We start from the raw sequence: 21,296 nt of genomic DNA on the forward strand, positions 1-21,296 counted from the left end.
CACTAACATGAAATTCAGTATTCAGGGAGATGATCTTTGGTCAGCCGAGTTGCGAGGAATGAGCAGGTATAGCACTTTGCCACTTGGCTACTACCCTGGGATACAAGGTTCGCGATTCACCAACCCGGTCAAAGGTGGTATGAGCTGGACTGGCGCGGGGCGGGGGTGCAGTAAATCTACAGGCTGGTTTGTTATCGATTCCATGGCGAGTGACCAGTACGGCACCGTGTCAGCAATCGACTTACGTTTCGAGCAACATTGCGAGGGGCGTACTGCGGCGCTGCATGGTGCGATACACTGGAGAGCTCCGTCGCCGCTGCCTCCTGTTGTCGGCAATTCGACAGTAGGCTCTTGGCGCGCGCCGTCGCCGCTGCCAACGAGTGGAAACTATCTCTACATGCAAAGTGATCCCGGTGAATCATTGGCTAAAGGTCGTATCGATCTGCAAACGAATGCGACAGCTGCGTTCAGTGTCAATGTGCAGGATAATCGTCTTGCTATCAACGTTCACGGTGCTAACGATTGGAATGTGAACCTGACGCCTCAAGCAGGGCAAAGTCAGTTTGTTGCGGGAGACTATGCTAATCTGAGTGACGGTGCTCTAACCGTTTTGCTTGGTAACTACGGACAGTTTTCGCCGCATGGATGGGTTGTCATCGATAGCATTAGCTACGCTGCAGGAAAGATCGTAACGTTAGATTTGCGGTTTGAAGAACTCGGCCATAACGGGGTTGCTAATGATGGTGGTTTGTTACACGGACAGTTACATTGGCGAGCAGATCAGCCTGATAATTTTCCTGGTCCGTCGACGGTGGTGCCGGCGCTGTTCTGGAAGCCAGCGGCGGGCAATACACCATCTTCCGGAAGCTATATTTATCTGGAAAATGATCCCAGCGACTATCTTACTGACCAGTCTTCTTATCTTTATACGCCGCTGAACAGCTTAATTAAAGTCACCAGTACTGATCATTCCGTTACAGTTGAAGTGAACGGCGACGAAAGTTGGCGAGGTGTCTTTGTGGGAATCGGCAATATGAGTCAAATTCAACCGGGCTACTACGCGGGACAAGGCAATTCTATGCGTGGTAATCCCTCACGTGGCAATTTTAATTGGAGCGGTAATGGAAGGGGCTGTAACGATGCCATCTCTGGTGTGGTTGTCGATAAGGCGATTTATTCTGGGAGTCAGTTGATTGAATTGCGTCTGCGTTTTGAACAGCACTGCGAAAACGAACCTGGTGCTGCACGTGGCGAAATTCGCTGGCTAGCGTCGGACGTTCAGCAGCCGGCTGGACCAGCCGCGATTCCCTCTGGGTTGTGGCGCGCGCCTACGGGATCCTTACCCACTAGCGGCAGTTATTTGTATATCTATTCCGACCAAGGAGATTCGATTGGGCGCGGCAAAACCGTACTAATGACTGACAAGGATACCAAGTTTGCTGCTACGTTGGCTTCACTTTCCAACACCGATCCGTATTTTGCATTGTCGGCGCAGTCCTCCAACACCGATGCAGGAGAATGGTATGGTGAATTCCAGACCATGATCGGACTGAATAAGTTCCAGACGGGCTTCTATGACCATGTTGCTCGGGTTCCGTTCCAGAATCGGGCATTCGGTGGATTATCATGGGGTGCCAATGGAGTCAGCTGTGACTCTTCGATTGGTTGGTTTGCTGTGGATAATGCGGTGTATGTAGGCGAGAAGCTGACCGTCTTACATGTCAGGTTTGCGCAGCAGTGCGATGGATATGCGCCTCAGTTACACGGCGAACTTCATTGGGAAGCACCGCAGACCGTCGCCGTTTCAAGACAGCGAAATCCGTTTAACCATGCACTGATTCGAAAAAAATAAAGCGCATCAGTCCGCCGCCCACAACGCGCAGGCTGAGACGTGATGTGTGTCGTACCAGTAGTCTTTGATGCGCGTGGTGAGGTTGAAGGCTTGCATGTCATCGATGTCAAGTTCGGCGATGAGGTAGGGATGTTCTGCATTGCCGTCGCTGATAACAGTAACGTTGATGATAGGACCAGCGTGGATATGCTGGAGGAATGCGATAGCACTGTCGTTGTTTAGGCTGTGATGGAACCCTGTGAAAATGAGCTTATGCATAACGATTTTGTTATTTGCCTCAGTGTTAGATACGGCATTGAAATACTCTTGACGCGTTCTATTATAGATTGGTGCGGTGCAATAGGTGATGGGTGAAAATTAATATTTTCCTAAGTAGAAGTACATAGGTGAATTTTTATTGCTGCAGTATCTGGTCTGAAATGGTGGATGTTGGCTTATTTGGCGGGGGGGGCTCACCAGTCCAGGGGGGGCGCCGAGCATTATCTTGTCCAGCACGCGTGATGTCTTTTGCTTGGCTATGGTATGATACGCGGTTAATCGTAATTTACCTCCCATGCAGCAGGCGGATTACTTCATCTTGCCTTAATCACATTGTGCCGCCAGCGATTGTCGACGCGGCTTGTCTCTGATTTTGATTAGGCAAAGGCAACTCTTACTCATAGCAGGAATCAGGCGTGACCTATAGCGTCAAAGAAATATTTTATACATTGCAAGGCGAGGGGAACCACGCTGGACGTCCGGCCGTGTTTTGTCGCTTTTCGGGCTGCAATTTGTGGTCCGGCCGCGAAGAAGACCGAGCGACGGCGATTTGTCAGTTTTGCGATACCGATTTTGTTGGTACAGATGGCATTGGCGGCGGTAAATTTAAGCTGGCGCAAGAATTGGCCGCGACGATTGATTCTTTGTGGCCCACGTCCTATGCTGCAAGTAAATATGTGGTCTTCACCGGTGGTGAACCTTTATTGCAGCTCGATAGTGACTTGATTGAGGCGATGCACGCTGTCGGCTTTGAAATTGCGATTGAAACCAACGGTACTTTGCCCGTTCCGGAAGGCGTGGATTGGATTTGCGTCAGTCCTAAAATGGGTTCAGAGTTGGTGGTACGTAAAGGGAATGAGATTAAAGTCGTCATTCCACAATTGGGTCAGGATATGGCGTCATATGCAAATCTTGATTTTGAACATTACTTTGTGCAGGCAATGGATGGTCCGTTGGTAGCGGATAATCTGCGCCGCGCGATTGACTTTTGTAAGCAGCATCCGCAATGGAAGCTGAGCTTGCAAACACATAAACTTCTACAGATTCCGTAAGCTTTTCATGTTAACGATTACCCGAAAAATGGAATTCGATGCAGGACATCGCATTCCCGATCACAGCAGCCAGTGCCGTAATTTGCACGGTCACCGCTATACCTTGCAAATCACGCTCACCGGTGAGGTCGTACAACAAGACGGCGAATCCGATAATGGCATGATTATGGACTTTGGCGATATCAAAGCGCTGGCCAATCAGCATTTGGTCAATTTATGGGACCATTCCTTCATTGTGTATGAGAAGGATTACATCATCAAAAATTTCCTTGAGAAATTGCCTGGTCATAAGACGGTCGTGATTGATCGCGTGCCAACAGTGGAAAATCTGGCGAAAATTGCCTTTGATATCCTCAAGGATGTCTATCATGATCGATTTGGTCGCACCCTCTCGCTCACGAAAGTCACGCTCTATGAAACGCCCAATTGCTGGGCTGAGATTGACGGGTAATCTTGTGGAAGAGAGCACACGTTTGGATACGGTTTCGAATGAAGAAGGTCTGGCAGCTTCAGACCTTTTTTTTATGCGCGCAGCACTTGCACAGGCACAACTTGCTTGGGTTGATGGTGAGGTGCCAGTGGGTGCTGTTGTGGTCAAGGATGGTGTTATTATTGCAAGCGGGTATAATCGACCTATCGTTGATCATGACCCCACTGCACACGCAGAAATCATGGCGCTCAGAAGGGCTGCCGAAGTGATTGGAAATTACCGTTTGCCAGGTTGCGAATTATTTGTGACCCTAGAGCCATGTGTAATGTGTGCGGGAGCCATGATGCATGCGCGGCTTTCGCGAGTCGTGTATGGTGCGACGGATAAAAAAACGGGTGTAGCAGGTTCTGTATTGAATATTTTCGATCAGGCGCAGTTAAATCATCATACTGCTGTCGTGGGTGGTGTTTTAGCTGAAGAATGCGCTCAGTTATTGAAAGATTTTTTTGCAAGTCGGCGTCGCGAGCTTGCTGAAAAAAAACGGTTGTTACAGCGAGATCTTTCCTCTCATTAGATATCATTTCACATGCATTCTGCTCATTCTTCCCGCTTCAATCGCACTTCTCCTCTCCGTATTGCTATTGTTGCCCCGAGTGGCGCGCCACTCGATGAAGATGGGGTACTTATTGGCCTCGCGCGGCTTCGTGCATTAGGTCATTCAGTTCATAGTTACTATCATCCTGAAGAAAAATATCTCCGGTTTGGCGCGAGTGATCAATCCCGCATTGATCACTTGCATGCCGCGGCGCGTCATCCTGATGTGGATGTGGTGATGGCCTTGCGGGGAAGTTATGGTTTCTCTCGGCTGCTCCCTCATCTTGATTTTGATCTTCTGGCACACAGTGGGAAGCTCTTCGTTGGATACAGTGACTTCACTTTGATGCATCAAGCCATGTTGGCGCGTGGTGTTCTTAGCGTGGCTGGCCCAATGTTGGGCGATTTTAGTGATCCTACAAAGCATTCTGAATACACCATGGCCCAATTCTCTGCATGTTTGAAGGGGGAAGGGCATCAAGTGGAATTTGAAGCGACAGGTTCTCCGGATCTTGATCTGCGCGGGCGGTTGTGGGGTGGGAACCTGGCGATGCTGGTCAGTACGCTTGGGACACCTTATTGGACTGCGCTCAACGATGGTATCCTGTTTATCGAGGATATTGGTGAGCATCCGTATCGCGTAGAGCGGATGCTTTTGCAACTGCACGCTACGGGTGTGCTGGATAAGCAGAAGGCGTTGGTTCTCGGTGATTTTTCGGGATACCGTCTCGCTCCTCACGATAATGGCTATGATTTCTCTCAGATGTTGCAATTTCTTCGCAGTATATTGACGATTCCTGTTATTACTGGGTTACCTTTTGGGCATATCCCAGACCGAGCGTCACTCGTGATCGGGAGTGATGCCAGCTTGCGTATCACACAAGAGCAAGCGATTCTTGAAATGCGCTATTCGTTTTGAACTTTTTTTGAATCAAGACGTCAAAGTTCGGATGTTATCGTTGTTTCGAGGGCATACATAAAATAATCCTTATTTTTGTATGTCCTTTTTGTATGTGCTTCATGTTTTCAGCTTACTTATTTTTGTATTGAAATATGAATAAAATCGCCTATCTGAAACAAAATCTATACAAACCACTGATTGCTATCCAAGCAAGGGCTACCCTATGATGTAAGCCCTTATCCGTTGGGATTCGGCGATTAGTCTCCGGTCCCCTCAAGCGCGCTATCCGCCAGCTATTTATCTGCTAAATTGTTATTTTGCTAAGGCAAAATCAAAACTACTCTCTGAAAAAATTATCATGTCAGATTCTAATAATAAATTCTCTCGTGGCATTCGATATGCCGTTACTACGGTTGTGCTTGTTGGTGTTGCTTCTGGTATTTGGTGGGTAACCCACAAACAATCCGCTGCAGCGGGTGGTTGGCAAGGTAAAAATGGTATGGCTGCAGCGGTGGGTGTTGCGACAGTTGTGAAGCAAGACGCGCCATTGCAGATAGCTGCTTTGGGTACGGTAAATTCGACCTATACCGTGACAGTGCATAGTCGTGTAGACGGGCAACTGGATAAGGTTCACTTTACGGAAGGTGAATTGGTAAAACAGGGGCAATTGCTGGCTGAACTTGATCCGCGCCCATTCCTGGCGTCGTTGACGCAAGCAGAGGGACAGTTACTGCGCGATCAAGCGTTATTGAAAAACGCACAGTTAGATTTGCAGCGGTACAAACAGTTGTTAGCTCAAAATTCGATTGCCAAACAGCAGGTCGATACGCAAGAAGCGTTAGAGCAGCAATATCAAGGTACTGTCAAAAATGATCAGGGCGTTGTCGATAACGCGAAATTACAATTGAGCTACAGCCGAATTACTGCACCGGTTTCTGGTCGCGTTGGTTTGCGTCAGGTTGATCCAGGCAACATCGTTCATGCCAGTGATGCCACAGGTGTTGTCGTGATTACACAAACCGATCCGATCAATGTTTTGTTTTCTGTTCCAGAGACGAGTTTAACGAATGTGCTGACTGCGTCCCAAGAGGCAAAAGGACAGCTTAAAGTCGAGGTATGGGATCGCGATAATCAACATAAGATCGCAGATGGCATGCTATTGGCGATTGATAATCAATTGAATACAGCGACCGGCACCGTCAGTCTGAAAGCGAAATTTTCAAATGACAAACAGCGCTTATTCCCAAATCAGTTCGTGAACGTGCATTTGCAATTAGGTGCAAGGGCTAACGCGATTATCGTTCCAACGGCAGCTATTCAATTGGGTAAAGTCGGTAGTTATGTCTACACCGTGAATGAGGATACCTCCGTCAGTATTACTAAAATCGTTCCAGGCCCTGTGTCTGGCGATAATACCGTTGTGGAAAGTGGTCTGCAGCCAGGTCAAAAAGTGGTCATTGACGGTCTCGATAAGCTGCGTGATGGCGCCAAAGTCAAAGTCATTGATCGTAATGCGAAGCCAGATGCAGCCGGTGGTGAAGGTGGTCGTGGTGCTCGCGCCCACAAGGGCGATGGTGGTGGACGCGCTCCTGCTTCTGCCTCCGCTTCCGCATCGACTTCGCACGCTTCCGCTCCAAATTAAACGCAAGGAAATTGCATGAATCCGTCCCGCCCGTTTATTTTGCGGCCAGTCGCGACCACATTATTGATGATCGCGATTATGCTGACTGGCTTTTTGGCCTGGCGTTTGTTGCCAGTGTCAGCCCTACCTGAAGTCGATTATCCAACCATTCAGGTCGTCACTTTGTATCCTGGTGCTAGTCCTGACGTCATTACGTCGTCAGTCACTGCACCACTTGAGCGTCAATTTGGGCAAATGCCTGGCTTGTCGCAAATGTCATCATCGAGTTCTGGTGGTGCCTCTGTCATTACTTTGCAATTTGGTCTTGATTTAACCCTTGATGTGGCTGAGCAGGAAGTGCAAGCGGCGATTAATGCTGCAAGCAACTTGTTGCCTACTGATTTGCCTAATCCGCCTATCTACAACAAGGTGAACCCAGCAGATACGCCGATCATGGCGATTTCGATCAGCTCACCAACCTTGCCAATGACGAAAGTGGAGGACTTGGTCGATACCCGTCTGGCACAGAAAATCTCTCAAGTACCTGGCGTTGGTCTGGTGAGTATTAGCGGTGGTCAACGTCCTGCGGTTCGTGTGCAGACGAACACCAAGGCCCTTGCTTATCGGGGTCTGACCTTAGAGGATATCCGCACTGCAATTAGCAATGCCAACGTCAATCAGGCGAAAGGGAGCTTCGATGGCCCATTGCAAGCGTCTACCGTTGATGGTAACGATCAATTAAAGTCAGCCGACGAATATAAAGATGTGGTGATCGCCTACCAAAACGGTTCACCAGTTCGTTTGCGTGATGTGGCGAATGTGGTTGAGGGAGCAGAAAACGCCCAATTGGCTGCATGGGCTGGAGCAACGCCTGCCATTATTCTGAATGTCCAACGTCAACCGGGCGCTAACGTCATCAAAGTGACGGATAAGATCAAAGCCTTGTTGCCACAACTTAAAGCGGGTATGCCTGGCGCGGTGGATGTTGAAGTGCTGACCGACCGTACTGTGACGATTCGCGCTTCCGTTGAAGATGTGGAATTTGAATTGATGCTATCCGTTGCGCTCGTGGTGATGGTGATTTTCATTTTCTTACGCAATGTTCCAGCGACGATTATTCCAGCAGTGGCGGTGCCATTGTCGCTCATTGGGACCTTTGGTGTGATGTACCTCGCTGGTTTCTCGATCAACAATCTGACCTTGATGGCGCTAACGATTGCTACGGGGTTTGTGGTCGATGATGCCATTGTGATGATTGAGAATATTGCGCGCTACATCGAAGAAGGTGAAGCGCCAATGGCGGCGGCGTTGAAGGGCTCGAAGCAAATTGGGTTCACGATCATCTCACTGACTTTTTCTCTGATCGCGGTATTGATTCCATTGCTGTTTATGGGTGATGTTGTAGGGCGATTGTTCCGTGAGTTTGCGATCACGCTGGCCGTGTCTATTCTGATTTCAGCATTTATTTCGTTGACGCTGACACCAATGATGTGTGCTCGCTTGCTAAAGCATGTGCCAGAAGAAAAGCAGGGTCGTTTTTACCATGCCAGCGGAAAATTCTTTGATAACATCATCGCCTACTATGGAAAGAAATTAGTTTGGGTGCTGGATCATCAGAAACTGACGTTGTTGGTGGCGCTAGGGACGTTGGTGTTGACGGCAGTGCTCTATGTCTGGGTCCCGAAAGGATTCTTCCCGTTGCAAGATACAGGTGCAATTCAAGGGATTAGTGAAGCATCGCAGTCGATTTCTTTCTCAGCAATGGCGAACCAGCAAGAAGCCTTAGCGAAGAAAATTCTTCAAGATCCAGCGGTCGAGAGTTTGTCGTCGTTTATCGGTGTTGATGGTGCCAATGCATCGCTCAATAGTGGACGATTGCTGATTAATCTGAAACCAAAAGAAAGCCGCGACAATATTCGTATCGTTAATGAGCGTCTTCAGCAGGTTGTCAATGAAATCCCAGGCATGTCGTTGTACCTGCAGCCAGTACAAGACCTGAGTATTGATGCTCGAGTCAGTCGGACACAATATCAGTTCACGCTGCAAGCAACCAATCCTGAGGATTTGTCGACGTGGACACCGAAATTAATTGAGCAACTGCAAAAGCTGCCATCGTTAGCGGATGTTGCGAGTGATTTGCAAGATAAAGGTTTGCAGGCTTATGTTCAAATCAATCGGGACACCGCTTCACGTCTCGGTGTGACTACGGCTGCTATTGATAATGCGCTTTATGACGCATTTGGTCAGCGATTGATTTCCACGATTTTTACACAGACGAATCAATACCGCGTGGTACTGGAAGCTGATCCGAAAGCGCAACAAGGACCGTTGTCTTTGAAAGGTATTTATGTACCAACGTTATCTGGCGGACCAATTCCCTTGGATACGGTTGCTACGATCGAACAGCGTTCTACGTCGTTGACGATCAACCACCTCGGGCAATTCCCAACGGCGACTATTTCGTTCAACTTGTCGAAGGACGCCTCATTGGGTGAGGCAGTAGAAGCGATTCATCAGGCGGAAGCCGAATTGGGTATGCCGCCAAGTATCGAAACGCGTTTCCAAGGTGCGGCCATGGCCTTCCAAGCCTCATTGAGTAATACGCTGTGGCTGATTTTGGCGGCGATTATTACGATGTACATCGTCCTTGGCGTGTTGTATGAGAGTTATATTCATCCCATCACGATTTTGTCGACCTTACCTTCCGCAGGGATCGGTGCACTGCTGGCATTGTTAGTCAGCGGCACGGAGCTGAGTGTGATCGCCATTATCGGGATTATTTTGCTCATTGGTATCGTGAAGAAAAACGCGATTATGATGATCGACTTTGCCTTAGAGGCTGAGCGTGATCATGGCATGGCACCGCGTGAAGCGATTTACCAGGCGTGTCTATTACGTTTCCGGCCAATTCTGATGACGACAATGGCTGCCTTGTTAGGTGCGTTGCCTCTGATGCTAGGCGGTGGAATGGGCTCAGAATTACGCGCACCGTTGGGTATCACGATGGTCGGTGGACTCATGGTGAGCCAGGTGTTGACGTTATTTACGACGCCAGTCATCTATCTTGCTTTTGATCGCCTAGCACGTCGTTTTGGAAAAGTCTCCGCACCAATCGTTGCTGATGAGGCCGAAGCATGATGTCATCAGGACCGTTTATCCGGCGCCCGATTGCGACGACGCTGTTGACGCTGGCGATACTGCTCGCTGGTATGTTGGCATTTCGATTGTTGCCGGTATCACCGTTGCCTCAGGTGGATTTTCCGACGATTCAGGTCAGTGCTCGATTGCCTGGTGCCAGCCCAGAAACCATGGCTGCGACCGTCGCGACTCCGCTCGAACGTGCATTAGGACGCATTGCCGGGGTATCAGAAATTACGTCATCGAGTTCGTTAGGTTCGACAAATATCACGCTCCAGTTTGACTTGGACCGCGATATTAACGGTGCCGCTCGCGACGTTCAGGCTGCGATCAATGCCGCGCGTTCATTACTGCCGACAGGGATGCCGGCAAATCCAACGTACCGCAAAGTGAATCCAGCGGATGCGCCAATCATGATCATCGCTTTGACGTCTGATTCAATGACGCGAGGCCAGATGTATGATGCCGCCGACACGATTCTTGGTCAAAAGTTAGCACAGGTGAGTGGCATTGGTAACGTGATTGTTGGTGGTGGTTCCCAGCCAGCGGTGCGGGTGGAATTGAATCCTCTCCAATTGAACCATTATGGCATCGGTATGGAGACTGTTCGTGCTGCCATTACCACGACCAATGCGAACAGACCGAAAGGTTTTATCGAGGACGAGACGCATCATTGGCAAGTACAAGCCAATGACCAGGCGAAACTGGCGAAAGACTATCTTCCGCTGATCGTCAGCTATAAAAACGGAAATGCTGTTCGTATTTCGGATGTCGCTGCTGTGAATGACTCTGTGCTCGATGTTCGCAATGCGGGTCTGTATGGTAAGCAACCTGCCGTGATGCTCATTTTGTTTAGACAGCCTGGCGCAAACATAATCGAAACAGTGGATCGTGTGAGTGCGTTATTGCCTAGCTTAAAAGCCTCTATCCCAGCAGCAATCAATATGGACGTTGTGATGGATAGAACGCCGACGATCCGTGCCTCCTTGCGGGAAGTTGAACGTTCACTCGTGATTTCAGTAGCGCTGGTCATCATGGTGGTGTTTTTATTCTTACGAAATGGTCGCGCAACAGCGATTCCGGCGATTACCGTACCGGTGTCATTGGTAGGCACTTTTGCGGTGATGTATGTTGCGGGTTTCTCTCTCAATAATCTCAGCTTGATGGCCTTAACGATCGCGACGGGCTTTGTCGTCGATGACACCATTGTTGTTCTTGAAAATATTTCACGACATATTGAGAACGGTTTGCGTCCGTTTCAGGCTGCGATCAAAGGCGCAAAAGAAGTTGGCTTTACCGTCTTGTCGATGAGTATTTCTCTCATCGCGGTCTTTATTCCAATTCTGTTGATGGGCGGTATTATTGGTCGATTATTCCGCGAATTTGCGGTGACCTTGTCTGTCGCTATTTTGGTATCGCTGGTCGTCTCTCTGACGACAACTCCCATGTTGAGTGCACTGTGGCTCAAGCCTCATGCTGAAGTGAAACCAGGTAAATTTTTTCAGTTGAGTGAACGGGCATTTGACTGGATGCTCTCGGTGTATCGTCGATCGCTGCAATGGGCGTTAAATCACGGCCCTATTATGATGGTGGTGCTGTTTGCAACCATTGCCCTCAACGTTTATCTCTACGTGATCGTTCCGAAGGGATTTTTCCCCCAGCAGGATACGGGACGACTGAACGGGATGATTCAGGCAGACCAAAGTATTTCTTTTCAAGCGATGCAGCAAAAGCTGAAGAGATTTATTGATGTGGTTGGTGCTGATCCTGCGGTGGATAAAGTCATTGGCTTTACTGGTGGCGGTCAACGAAATATGGCGAATATGTTCGTCTCTCTCAAGCCACTCGGGGTGCGTACTGAAACGGCAGATCAAGTCATAGCGCGATTACGGAAAACGCTCTCAAAAGAACCAGGCGCGACACTTTTTTTACAATCGGTTCAAGACATTCGTATCGGTGGACGAGCCAGTAACGCGCAGTATCAATACACCTTGCAGGGAGATAGCCTTGAGGAGTTGCGTACATGGGCTCCGAAGGTAGAGGCGGCAATGCGCCAGTTGCCGATTCTTGCTGACGTGAATACAGATCAACAGACAAAAGGGCTTGAAACGAATCTTGTCTTTGATCGCGATGCGATGGCGCGACTGGGGTTGACGCAAAACCAAGTTGATTCTGTACTCAACGATGCGTTCGGTCAGCGTCAAGTATCGACCATTTATAACGCGCTGAATCAGTATCACGTGGTGATGGAAGTTGCTCCTGAATATTGGCAGAATCCTGATGGACTCAAGAGTATTTATATGCAAACGCCTGCGGGACAGCCTATCCCACTTTCTGCGTTTGCCCGTTGGGAACCCACCACAACGTCACTCGCCGTGAATCATCAAAGCCAATTTGCGGCAACAACGATTTCGTTCAATTTGCCGCCAGGTAAATCCCTTTCAGATGCGACAAAAGCAATTGATGGAGCATTGGCTGAGATTGGTTTGCCGACCTCAGTGCAGGGGAGTTTTCAAGGTAGCGCAAAAGGCTTCCAGGATTCGTTGAGTAGTCAACCGTTCTTGATTTTGACGGCGTTAATCGCGGTCTACATTGTGTTGGGCATGCTGTACGAGAGCGTCGTGCACCCGCTAACGATTTTGTCGACGCTGCCTTCCGCGGGTGTAGGTGCCTTGTTAGCACTCATGACGGTTGATTCAGAATTCAACATCATTGCGTTAATCGGTATTTTGTTGTTGATCGGTATCGTAAAGAAAAACGCCATCATGATGATTGATGTCGCGCTCACCGCAGAACGTGAACAGCATTTGTCGCCACAGGATGCTATTTTGCGGGCGTGTTTGTTGCGATTCCGCCCGATTATGATGACAACACTAGCCGCGTTATTTGGCGCATTACCTCTGGCACTCGGTCACGGTGATGGTTCGGAAATGCGCACGCCGCTGGGGATTTCGATTGTTGGTGGTTTGATTCTGAGTCAGTTGCTCACGCTATATACAACACCGGTGGTTTATTTATATCTCGATCGTTTCCGTTTGTGGTGTGCGTCATTCCGTAACGGCGGTCAGGCTATCGTTGAAAAATACTAGGATTCATTGTTATGTCAAAAAAAATGTTTCACCCTAAATTGATGGTCAGCCTGTTAGCTCTGGGCTTGTCCGCGTGCGCGATTGGCCCTGATTACGTGAGGCCAAAGATCGATGCGCCAGCAAGCTTCAAAGAGAATGGTGAATGGAAAACAGCGCAGCCAATGGATGTGAGTCCCCGTGGGGCGTGGTGGGAAGTGTATCGGGATGAGCAACTCAACAATCTGGTTAGTATTTTAAATCAGCAAAGTCCGACGATTGCACAAGCGGAGGCGCAATATCGCCAGACGAAAGAGCTGCTGAACCAAGCCGAGGGTAGTTTGTTTCCGCAAATTACGGCCACGGTTGGTGCGAAGCGCGGTGAGATTAACGCGGGTGCGCCTATCTCAAAGCAATATTCCACCAATATCGGTGCAACCTGGGAGGCTGATATCTGGGGTAGTGTCCGACGTGCAGTCGAGGCGGGTTTGGCCAAGGAAGAGGGGAGTGCGGCGCAATTGGCTGCAATTAAGTTAAGTAGCCAAGCACAATTGGTTACGGCTTATTTGCAATTGGTGGTTGCCGATGTCCAGCTGCGACAACTACGTGAGAGCGAAAAGGCACTCGCCGAAACGCTTACCTTGACGACTAACCAATTTCGCGCTGGTGTGGTCTCTGATGCGAATGTGGCAGCAGCAGAAAGCCAACTAAAAACAGCGCAAGCAGCGACGGTAGATAAGGCATTGACACGAGCGCAGCTGGAACACGCTATCGCTGTCGCGTTGGGAAAACCTCCAGCAAGTTTTAGTCTTGATGTGTCTAAAGCCGTTCCGCATTTGCCACAATTACCAGCGGTATTGCCATCAGCACTTCTGGAGCGTCGTCCAGACATCGCGGTGGCAGAGCGCAATATGGCTGTCGCGAATGCCCAGATTGGTATCGCACAAGCGGCTTATTTCCCAACAATCAATTTGTCAGCGTCCGGTGGCTATACAGGAAATGCTTGGTCTAATTTGATCAGTGCACCGAATCGCCTTTGGTCGCTGGGGCCGCAGCTTGCTGGTACGATTTTCGACGCGGGTGTTCATCGTTCACAAAAGGCACAGGCGGTCGCTGTTTATGACCAGAACGTCGCAACCTATAAGCAGACTGTGCTCGCGGCATTTCAAAATGTCGAAGATGACCTGATTGCGCAACGTTTATTGGCAGAAGAAGAGAAACTCCAGACAGAAGCCTTGGTTGCTGCTCAGCGTTCTGAACTCATCACCAAGAATCAGTATGCGGCAGGGACGGTAAGCTACATCAATGTTTTAACGGCGCAAACGACACGCATCAATGCTGAGGCTAGTTTGTGGACGATTAGAAATCGCCAGTACGCTAATAGTGTCGCTTTTATCGCGGCTATTGGCGGTAGCTGGTAAGTAGTCTTACGAGGTTCGGTCGTAAAAATAGCCCGATGGTATAACGCCATCGGGCTATTTTTTTGAGATGGTCGTGATGCGGTTTTTTGACTTGCGCTATCTCTACCTTTTGTGTTGTTGAGCATAAGAAAAAAGCCGCTTACGTCATCTGTAAGCGGCTTTTTAGGGGTGAACTTAAGTCGGAAACTTAATCACCAGCGTAGATGTCATTGTCTTTTGTCTCGCGAATGAACAACGCGCCGATTACCACAGTCACCAGAGCAATGATGATTGGGTACCACAGGCCGTAGTAGATATCGCCTTTAAACGCTACTAGTGCGAACGCAGTGGTTGGCAACAAGCCGCCGAACCAGCCGTTACCAATGTGATATGGCAAGGACATGGATGTGTAACGGATACGTGTTGGGAACATTTCAACCAGCATTGCAGCGATTGGCGCATACACCATCGTTACGTAGATCACGAGAATGACCAGCAATACCAGTACCATTGGTTTGTTGATTTGTTCTGGATCCGCTTTTGGTGGATAGCCTGCTGCTTTGATGGCATCAGCCAATTCTTTACTAAAGGCTTTGTCTTTCGCGGCTGCTTCTTCTTTTGGTAAGCCTACAGCGCTAAACGATGTCAATACTTTGTCACCAATTTTGACTGAGGCAACAGCTCCTGCAGGTGCTACTTCGTTTGCATAGTTGACGGATGCTGCTGCCAATTTTGCTTTGACGATATCACAGGAAGAGTTGAATTTCTTCGTGCCAGTTGGGTTGAACTGGAACTGGCAATCAGCAGGATCAGCAGTGACCACAACTGGTGAATTTTGCAGTGCAGCTTCCAACGCAGGATTAGCATAATGAGTCAATGCGCTAAAGATCGGGAAATAAGTTGCAGCGGCAAGGAAGCAGCCAGTCAGAATAATCGCTTTGCGGCCGATCTTGTCGGACAAAGAGCCAAAGACGATAAAGAATGGTGTGCCAATGACCAACGATGCAGCGATCAATAAGTTCGCTGTCGAGCCATCTACTTTCAGCGTTTGCTGCAAGAAGAACAGGGCATAGAATTGGCCGGTGTACCATACAACTGCCTGACCCATTGTTAAACCGATCAACGCCAAGATAACAATTTTGAGGTTTTTCCATTGACCAAAAGATTCTGTCAAAGGTGCTTTGGAGGTTTTGCCTTCTGCCTTCATTTTCGCAAAAGCTGGCGATTCGTGCATCGATAAGCGGATCCAAACGGATACTGCTAACAAGAAGACAGATACCAAGAAAGGTACACGCCATCCCCATGCGCTGAATTCTTCTTCACCAATCGCTTGGCGAGTGCCCAGGATGACCAGCAGGGATAAAAACAGACCTAAAGTCGCGGTCGTTTGAATCCATGCGGTGTAGGCGCCGCGTTTGCCGTGCGGTGCATGCTCAGCGACGTAAGTAGCAGCGCCACCGTACTCACCACCCAATGCAAGACCTTGCAAAATACGCAACGATACCAAAATGACCGGTGCGGCCATGCCGATCGTAGCGAAGTTTGGCAAGAGACCCACACAGAAAGTTGAGCCGCCCATAATCAAGATGGTGACGAGGAACGTGTATTTACGTCCAATCATGTCACCCAGTCGACCGAATACCAATGCGCCGAATGGACGAACAATAAAGCCTGCCGCAAATGCCAGCAAAGCAAAGATGAAAGCGGTATTGGGATCTGTGCCTGCAAAGAATTGTTTGGCAATGATCGCTGCTAAAGAGCCGTAAAGATAAAAGTCGTACCATTCAAAAACGGTTCCGAGTGAAGAAGCAAAAATTACTTTGCGTTCCTCCGCGGTCATTCCGCTTGACGCTGCGTTAGGTGCTGTCGCCATGCTTGTCTCCTGATTATGTTTTAAAGTATGTTGGCAAAGCGTGCTTATTAAAAATACTGACTGCATTTTTTGCACAGTTTGAGTGTGCGAGTTGAACCTTACGTCATACTGTCATGAAACTTACAGAAACTTACATATAGGCATTCTTTTGCCTTTTTGGATTTTTATTTGCTGAAAAACCACGCCATGATTGTCGCTGTAGGCATTCCTCCTTCGGATTGATGAGTTTTTATTCGTAGAAAAGGCACTAGCCTGTCTCTTGTTGGCGTCATCGTCGATCACCCTTATCAATTTTTTCGGGTGATCTGGATGAATCCAAGAGAGTGGAGAGGGGAGCGATATTGAATTTCTTTTGTCTTTTTAAAAAAATGAATTATTTTCGAACGGTCGTGCTATATTATGTTTTTCTGTGTTGATCACGGTGTTGTGGATGCGTAGATTGTGCATGCATGTGATGACGTTGGTGTCCTCGAAAGAGGAAGTCCATCAGCATCAATGACTTGCTACAACATCGACCTAGAACTCATGTAGCTTTTAATCATACTAATATTGGAGACCCACATGTCTGATGCTGTCATTGTTTCTACCGCGCGTACTGGCCTCGCTAAATCCTGGAAGGGCGCATTTAATATGACCCATGGTGCCACAATGGGAGGGCACGTTTTGGCGGCTGCAATCGCGCGTGCAGGCATCGAAGCGGGTGAAATTGAAGACGTGATCATGGGCTGTGCAACACCAGAAGGCGCCACTGGCAGTAATATTGCGCGCCAAATTGCATTGCGTGCAGGTTGCCCAGTGACAACGGCAGGGATGACGGTGAATCGTTTCTGTTCGTCTGGCCTGCAAACCATCGCATTGGCAGCACAACGCATTATCGCAGGCGAGGGTGACATCTATGCTGCTGGTGGCGTTGAGTCGATTTCATGTGTTCAGAACGAAGCAAACACGCATATGCTTGTTGAACCTTGGTTAAAGCAACACAAGCCAGAGGTTTACTGGCCAATGTTGCAAACCGCAGAGACAGTTGCTAAACGCTATAATATCTCGCGTGAACGTCAAGACGAATACGGCGTACAAAGCCAACTGCGCGCTTCAGCAGCGCAAGCAGCAGGGTTATTCAATGCCGAAATCGTGCCAATGACGACGATCATGGGTGTTGCAGACAAGGCGACGGGCATGTTGGTTAGTCGTGAGGTAACGATCGCTGCGGACGAGGGTATCCGCCCTGACACAACGCTAGAAGCCGTCTCTAAAATTCGTTCCGCTGTGCCTGGTGGTGTGATTTCTGCTGGTAATGCTAGTCAGTTTTCTGATGGTGCATCCGTTGCTGTGGTCATGAATAGTAAGCTGGCAGAGGCGAAAGGCTTGCAACCACTGGGTATTTTCCGTGGTTTTGCTATCGCTGGTTGTGAACCAGACGAGATGGGTATTGGTCCTGTTTATGCGATTCCAAAGTTGCTCAAAAAAGCAGGCTTAAAAGTCGAAGATATCGGTTTGTGGGAACTCAATGAGGCGTTTGCCGTTCAGGTGTTGTATTGTGCAGATACGCTTGGTATCCCAATGGATCGTCTTAATGTGAATGGTGGCGCGATCGCCGTTGGACATCCTTATGGTGTTTCTGGTGCTCGCCTCACGGGACATGCCTTGATTGAAGGCAAACGTCGTGGTGTAAAGTATGTCGTCGTCACAATGTGTATCGGTGGCGGTCAAGGTGCAGCTGGCCTGTTTGAAGTGGTTTAACGTCGACCTGTGTGTTGTTAAAGAGGAGCTTCAGGGTTCGTATGGCTTCTAAGTCAAACGCCTGAGGCTTTTTTATTTCTCACTTTTTCCGGTACAACCATGCAATCAAAAATCCTATCTCGCCGTGATCTTGAATTTTTACTTTATGAGTGGCTTGATGTTGAATCCCTGAATCAGCGCCCCCGTTTTGAGGATCACAATCGTGAGACCTTCAATGCGGCGCTCGATACATGCGAGCAAATTGCCACCGATCTGTTTGCAACCCACAATAAAAAGAGTGACCAGAATGAACCGCATTTTGACGGTGAAGTGGTCCACATGATCCCCGAAGTGAAGCAGGCATTAAAGGCGTTTTGTGATGCTGGGTTGCTTGCCGCTGGTCAGGATTATGATTTTGGCGGCATGCAATTGCCGTGTGTTGTTGAAAAAGCGGGATTTGCCTATTTTAAAGGGGCTAACGTTGGTACTGCCTCCTACCCATTCTTGACGATTGGTAATGCCAATACCTTGCTAAAGTGCGGTACGCCAGAGCAAATTAATTCGTATGTCAAGCCGATGTTGGAGGGGCGTTTTTTCGGCACGATGTGCCTTTCAGAGCCGCAAGCAGGCTCCAGTTTATCTGATATCGTGACCCGTGCAGAACCACAAGCTGACGGTTCTTACCGTCTGACTGGCAACAAAATGTGGATCTCTGCCGGTGAACATGAGTTATCTGAAAATATCGTGCACTTGGTGCTTGCGAAAGTGCCCGATGAGAATGGTCAATTGATCCCTGGTGTTAAAGGTATCTCGCTGTTTATTGTCCCCAAATATCTGCTGAACATGGATGGCTCTTGTGGCGAGCGCAACGACGTGGTGCTCGCTGGACTGAACCACAAAATGGGCTACCGTGGGACGACGAACTGTCTTCTCAATTTTGGTGAAGGCAAGTTTAAACCTCTGGGTAACCCGGGGGCGGTGGGGTATTTAGTTGGCACCTTGCACCGTGGACTGGCAAACATGTTCCACATGATGAACGAAGCACGGATTGGTGTTGGCCTTGGTGCGGTGATGCTGGGTTATACGGGTTACTTGCATGCGCTAGATTATGCACGTAATCGTCCTCAGGGTCGTCCACCTCTCAATAAAGACCCTGCTGAACCCCAAGTGCCGATCATTGAGCATACGGACGTCAAGCGCATGTTGCTGGCACAAAAAGCCTACGTGGAAGGTGGTCTCGCACTCAACTTGTACTGTGCACGTTTGGTCGACGAGGAACGCACAGGGACAACATCCGAAGCCCGTCAGCATGCGGCATTAATTTTAGAGATTCTCACGCCTATTGCTAAATCATGGCCATCCCAATGGTGCCTCGAAGCGAACAACTTGGCGATTCAGGTGCACGGCGGTTACGGGTATACCCGTGAATACAACGTCGAGCAGTTTTATCGTGACAATCGCCTCAATCCTATTCATGAAGGAACACATGGGATTCAAGGGCTTGATTTACTCGGTAGAAAAGTGGTCATGCGTGAGGGTGCTGCACTAGAAGCAATGGGTGAGTTGATGCACAAGACATTGCGCTTAGCCGCCAACCAGCCGCAATTGGTGGAGTACGGCAGAGCGCTTGCACGCGTATTGCAGCGCTTGGCGCAAGTCACAAAGCAATTGCATACATGCGGTGATACGAATAAAACATTGGCGAACGCGTCAGCGTATCTTGAAGTATTTGGACATGCTGTCGTTGCTTGGATTTGGCTTGAACAAGCATTGCTCAGTGTGGACAAGACCCATCATCATGACGCTGACTTCTACGCAGGCAAGCTTCAAGCATGTAAATATTTCTTCCACTGGGAATTGCCGAAAGTACATCCGCAACTCGATCTGCTGGGCAATATCGATACCACCACCTACGACATGCAGGATAACTGGTTTTAGTATGACGTCGGACAGTAACAACGGCAGATGACGTCTGTGATGGCATTTCTGCGTTGTTACTGTCTGAGTTCGAGACTGTAGGTCGGCAAATAAAACAATGAATATCATTGAGATCATCATAGAGATTCATCTCACTCATCTTCTCATTAATGTTCTCATTAATCATCCAATCCGGAGACAATTATGAATGCACGCACTGTTCAAGAACTGTTTAACCTCCAAGGCAAGACTGCACTGGTCACAGGAGGCTCGCGCGGTCTCGGTTTGCAAATGGCCGAAGCCTTGGGTGAGCAAGGAGCGAAAATCGTTCTCTCCTCTCGCAAACAAGCTGATTTGGATGAGGCCGTTGCCCACCTGAAAAGCCGAGGGATTGAAGCGAGTGCCGTTGCCGCTGATTTATCCAAAGAGTCCGCAGTGACACCCTTACTTGATGCAGCATTGGCCCAGTTGGGACACATTGATATCCTCATCAATAATGCCGGTGCTACTTGGGGCGCACCGGCCGAGGACTATCCCGTTGAGGCGTGGGACAAAGTCATGAATTTGAACATCCGTAGTATTTTCTTATTATCCCAAGCCGTCGGTAAGCGAAGTATGATTCCACGTCGCAGTGGACGTATCATCAACATCGCCTCGATTGCTGGGTTGGCAGGAAATGCACCGGGGACGATGCAGACCATTGCCTATAATACTTCCAAGGCAGCGGTAATTAACTTCACGCGCACATTAGCGGGTGAGTGGGGTGTGCACGGCATCACAGTGAATGCTATCGCGCCGGGATTCTTTCCATCTAAAATGACCAAAGGAATTTTAGATCACCTTGGCGAAGAGAAACTCGCGAAAGAGGCACCGTTACAGCGCATCGGTGACGATGAAGATTTAAAAGGTGCTGCGTTGTTATTTGCGTCGGACGCTGGCAAGCATATTACCGGTCAAACCTTGGCCATTGATGGCGGTGTTTCGGCGGTGTAATGATGGAGACCTCTCAATCCCCCGTCATACAGCAACCGTCCCCAACCATTAATCCATTTTTGCATGACTTGGGTGTCGAATTTCTTGAGATGGAAAATGGCACAGCAAAATTGTCTCTTGATCTCGCTGAAAAGCACATGAATAGCTGGCAGATCACGCATGGCGGCGTCATTATGACAATGCTCGATGTCGTGATGGCAATGGCAGGTCGGTCGCTGCATTCCGACCTGAAAGGCGTTGTGACCGTTGAAATGAAAACCAGTTTTTTGCAGCCCGGCGGTGTGGCCGGCGGGCGAATTGAAGCGCGAGGTAAAGCATTTCACCAATCGTCGACGATGTGTTTTTGTGAAGGCGAAGTGTGGAATGGTGATCGCTTAGTCGCTAAGGCCATGGGTACATTTAAATATTTGCGCCGTTTAACCTCGGGAGAAAATATGAAAAAGCTCTATGGCAGTGATTAAACATTGCCTTGATACCTGATCA

Annotated in this window: 15 protein-coding genes; 13 read left to right on the forward strand and 2 right to left on the reverse strand. The window is 48.9% G+C overall.

The features are described from left to right. Positions 1-7: 7 nt before the first annotated feature. Complete coding sequence (locus ACO0K2_RS08555) at positions 8-1,852, forward strand: hypothetical protein (protein ID WP_423017721.1); 1,845 nt, start codon at positions 8-10, stop codon at positions 1,850-1,852. A 6-nt stretch (positions 1,853-1,858) separates the two neighbouring features. Here the strand turns inward: ACO0K2_RS08555 and ACO0K2_RS08560 are convergent, their stop codons facing one another. Then, complete coding sequence (locus ACO0K2_RS08560) at positions 1,859-2,110, reverse strand: hypothetical protein (protein ID WP_423017723.1); 252 nt, start codon at positions 2,108-2,110, stop codon at positions 1,859-1,861. Positions 2,111-2,526: 416 nt separating this feature from the next. Between ACO0K2_RS08560 and queE the strand changes: the two genes are divergently transcribed. From queE to ACO0K2_RS08600, 8 genes are all read left to right on the forward strand, one after another. Further along, positions 2,527-3,162, forward strand: a complete 636-nt coding sequence (queE, locus tag ACO0K2_RS08565; RefSeq protein ID WP_423017725.1) for a 7-carboxy-7-deazaguanine synthase — start codon at positions 2,527-2,529, stop codon at positions 3,160-3,162. A gap of 7 nt (positions 3,163-3,169) precedes the next feature. Next, a complete protein-coding gene (queD, locus tag ACO0K2_RS08570; RefSeq protein WP_423017727.1) occupies positions 3,170-3,613 on the forward strand; it encodes a 6-carboxytetrahydropterin synthase QueD in 444 nt (147 codons plus the stop codon). Continuing rightward, positions 3,576-4,166 carry a tRNA adenosine(34) deaminase TadA gene (tadA, locus tag ACO0K2_RS08575; protein WP_423017729.1) on the forward strand — a complete coding sequence of 197 codons (591 nt, stop codon included), beginning with the start codon at positions 3,576-3,578 and terminating at the stop codon, positions 4,164-4,166. The genes queD and tadA overlap by 38 nt, the downstream gene beginning before the upstream one ends. A 12-nt stretch (positions 4,167-4,178) precedes the next feature. Next, the gene (locus ACO0K2_RS08580) at positions 4,179-5,105 is read left to right on the forward strand and encodes an LD-carboxypeptidase (RefSeq protein WP_423017731.1); all 927 of its coding nucleotides are present in this window, start codon (positions 4,179-4,181) and stop codon (positions 5,103-5,105) included. A gap of 340 nt (positions 5,106-5,445) precedes the next feature. Next, entirely contained in the window at positions 5,446-6,729 is a 1,284-nt protein-coding gene (locus tag ACO0K2_RS08585; protein WP_423017733.1) for an MdtA/MuxA family multidrug efflux RND transporter periplasmic adaptor subunit, read from the forward strand. Between the two features lie 15 nt (positions 6,730-6,744). Then, a complete protein-coding gene (locus tag ACO0K2_RS08590; protein WP_423017735.1) occupies positions 6,745-9,846 on the forward strand; it encodes an MdtB/MuxB family multidrug efflux RND transporter permease subunit in 3,102 nt (1,033 codons plus the stop codon). Beyond that, a complete protein-coding gene (locus ACO0K2_RS08595) occupies positions 9,843-12,935 on the forward strand; it encodes a multidrug efflux RND transporter permease subunit (protein WP_423017737.1) in 3,093 nt (1,030 codons plus the stop codon). Before ACO0K2_RS08590 ends, ACO0K2_RS08595 begins: the two co-directional genes overlap by 4 nt. Before the next feature lie 11 nt (positions 12,936-12,946). After that, positions 12,947-14,332, forward strand: a complete 1,386-nt coding sequence (locus tag ACO0K2_RS08600; RefSeq protein ID WP_423017739.1) for an efflux transporter outer membrane subunit — start codon at positions 12,947-12,949, stop codon at positions 14,330-14,332. Between the two features lie 187 nt (positions 14,333-14,519). On the opposite strand, the gene ACO0K2_RS08605 is transcribed toward ACO0K2_RS08600, so the two are convergent. Beyond that, positions 14,520-16,184: an MFS transporter gene (locus tag ACO0K2_RS08605; RefSeq protein WP_423017741.1), complete on the reverse strand. Its 1,665-nt coding sequence runs from the start codon at positions 16,182-16,184 to the stop codon at positions 14,520-14,522. Between the two features lie 561 nt (positions 16,185-16,745). Between ACO0K2_RS08605 and ACO0K2_RS08610 the strand changes: the two genes are divergently transcribed. The 4 genes from ACO0K2_RS08610 (at position 16,746) to ACO0K2_RS08625 (ending at position 21,274) form a co-directional block, all read left to right on the forward strand. Next, complete coding sequence (locus tag ACO0K2_RS08610) at positions 16,746-17,924, forward strand: acetyl-CoA C-acyltransferase (RefSeq protein WP_423017743.1); 1,179 nt, start codon at positions 16,746-16,748, stop codon at positions 17,922-17,924. 99 nt (positions 17,925-18,023) lie between these two features. Beyond that, positions 18,024-19,841, forward strand: a complete 1,818-nt coding sequence (locus ACO0K2_RS08615) for an acyl-CoA dehydrogenase (RefSeq protein ID WP_423017745.1) — start codon at positions 18,024-18,026, stop codon at positions 19,839-19,841. A 183-nt stretch (positions 19,842-20,024) separates the two neighbouring features. Next, on the forward strand, positions 20,025-20,813 hold the full coding sequence (locus ACO0K2_RS08620) for an SDR family oxidoreductase (RefSeq protein WP_423017747.1): 789 nt from the start codon (positions 20,025-20,027) through the stop codon (positions 20,811-20,813). Then, positions 20,813-21,274, forward strand: coding sequence for a PaaI family thioesterase (locus tag ACO0K2_RS08625; protein ID WP_423017749.1), 462 nt, complete (start codon positions 20,813-20,815; stop codon positions 21,272-21,274). Before ACO0K2_RS08620 ends, ACO0K2_RS08625 begins: the two co-directional genes overlap by 1 nt. The last annotated feature ends 22 nt before the right edge of the window (positions 21,275-21,296 follow it).

This window comes from Undibacterium sp. MH2W (genome assembly GCF_049340215.1).
GTDB lineage: Bacteria > Pseudomonadota > Gammaproteobacteria > Burkholderiales > Burkholderiaceae_D > Undibacterium.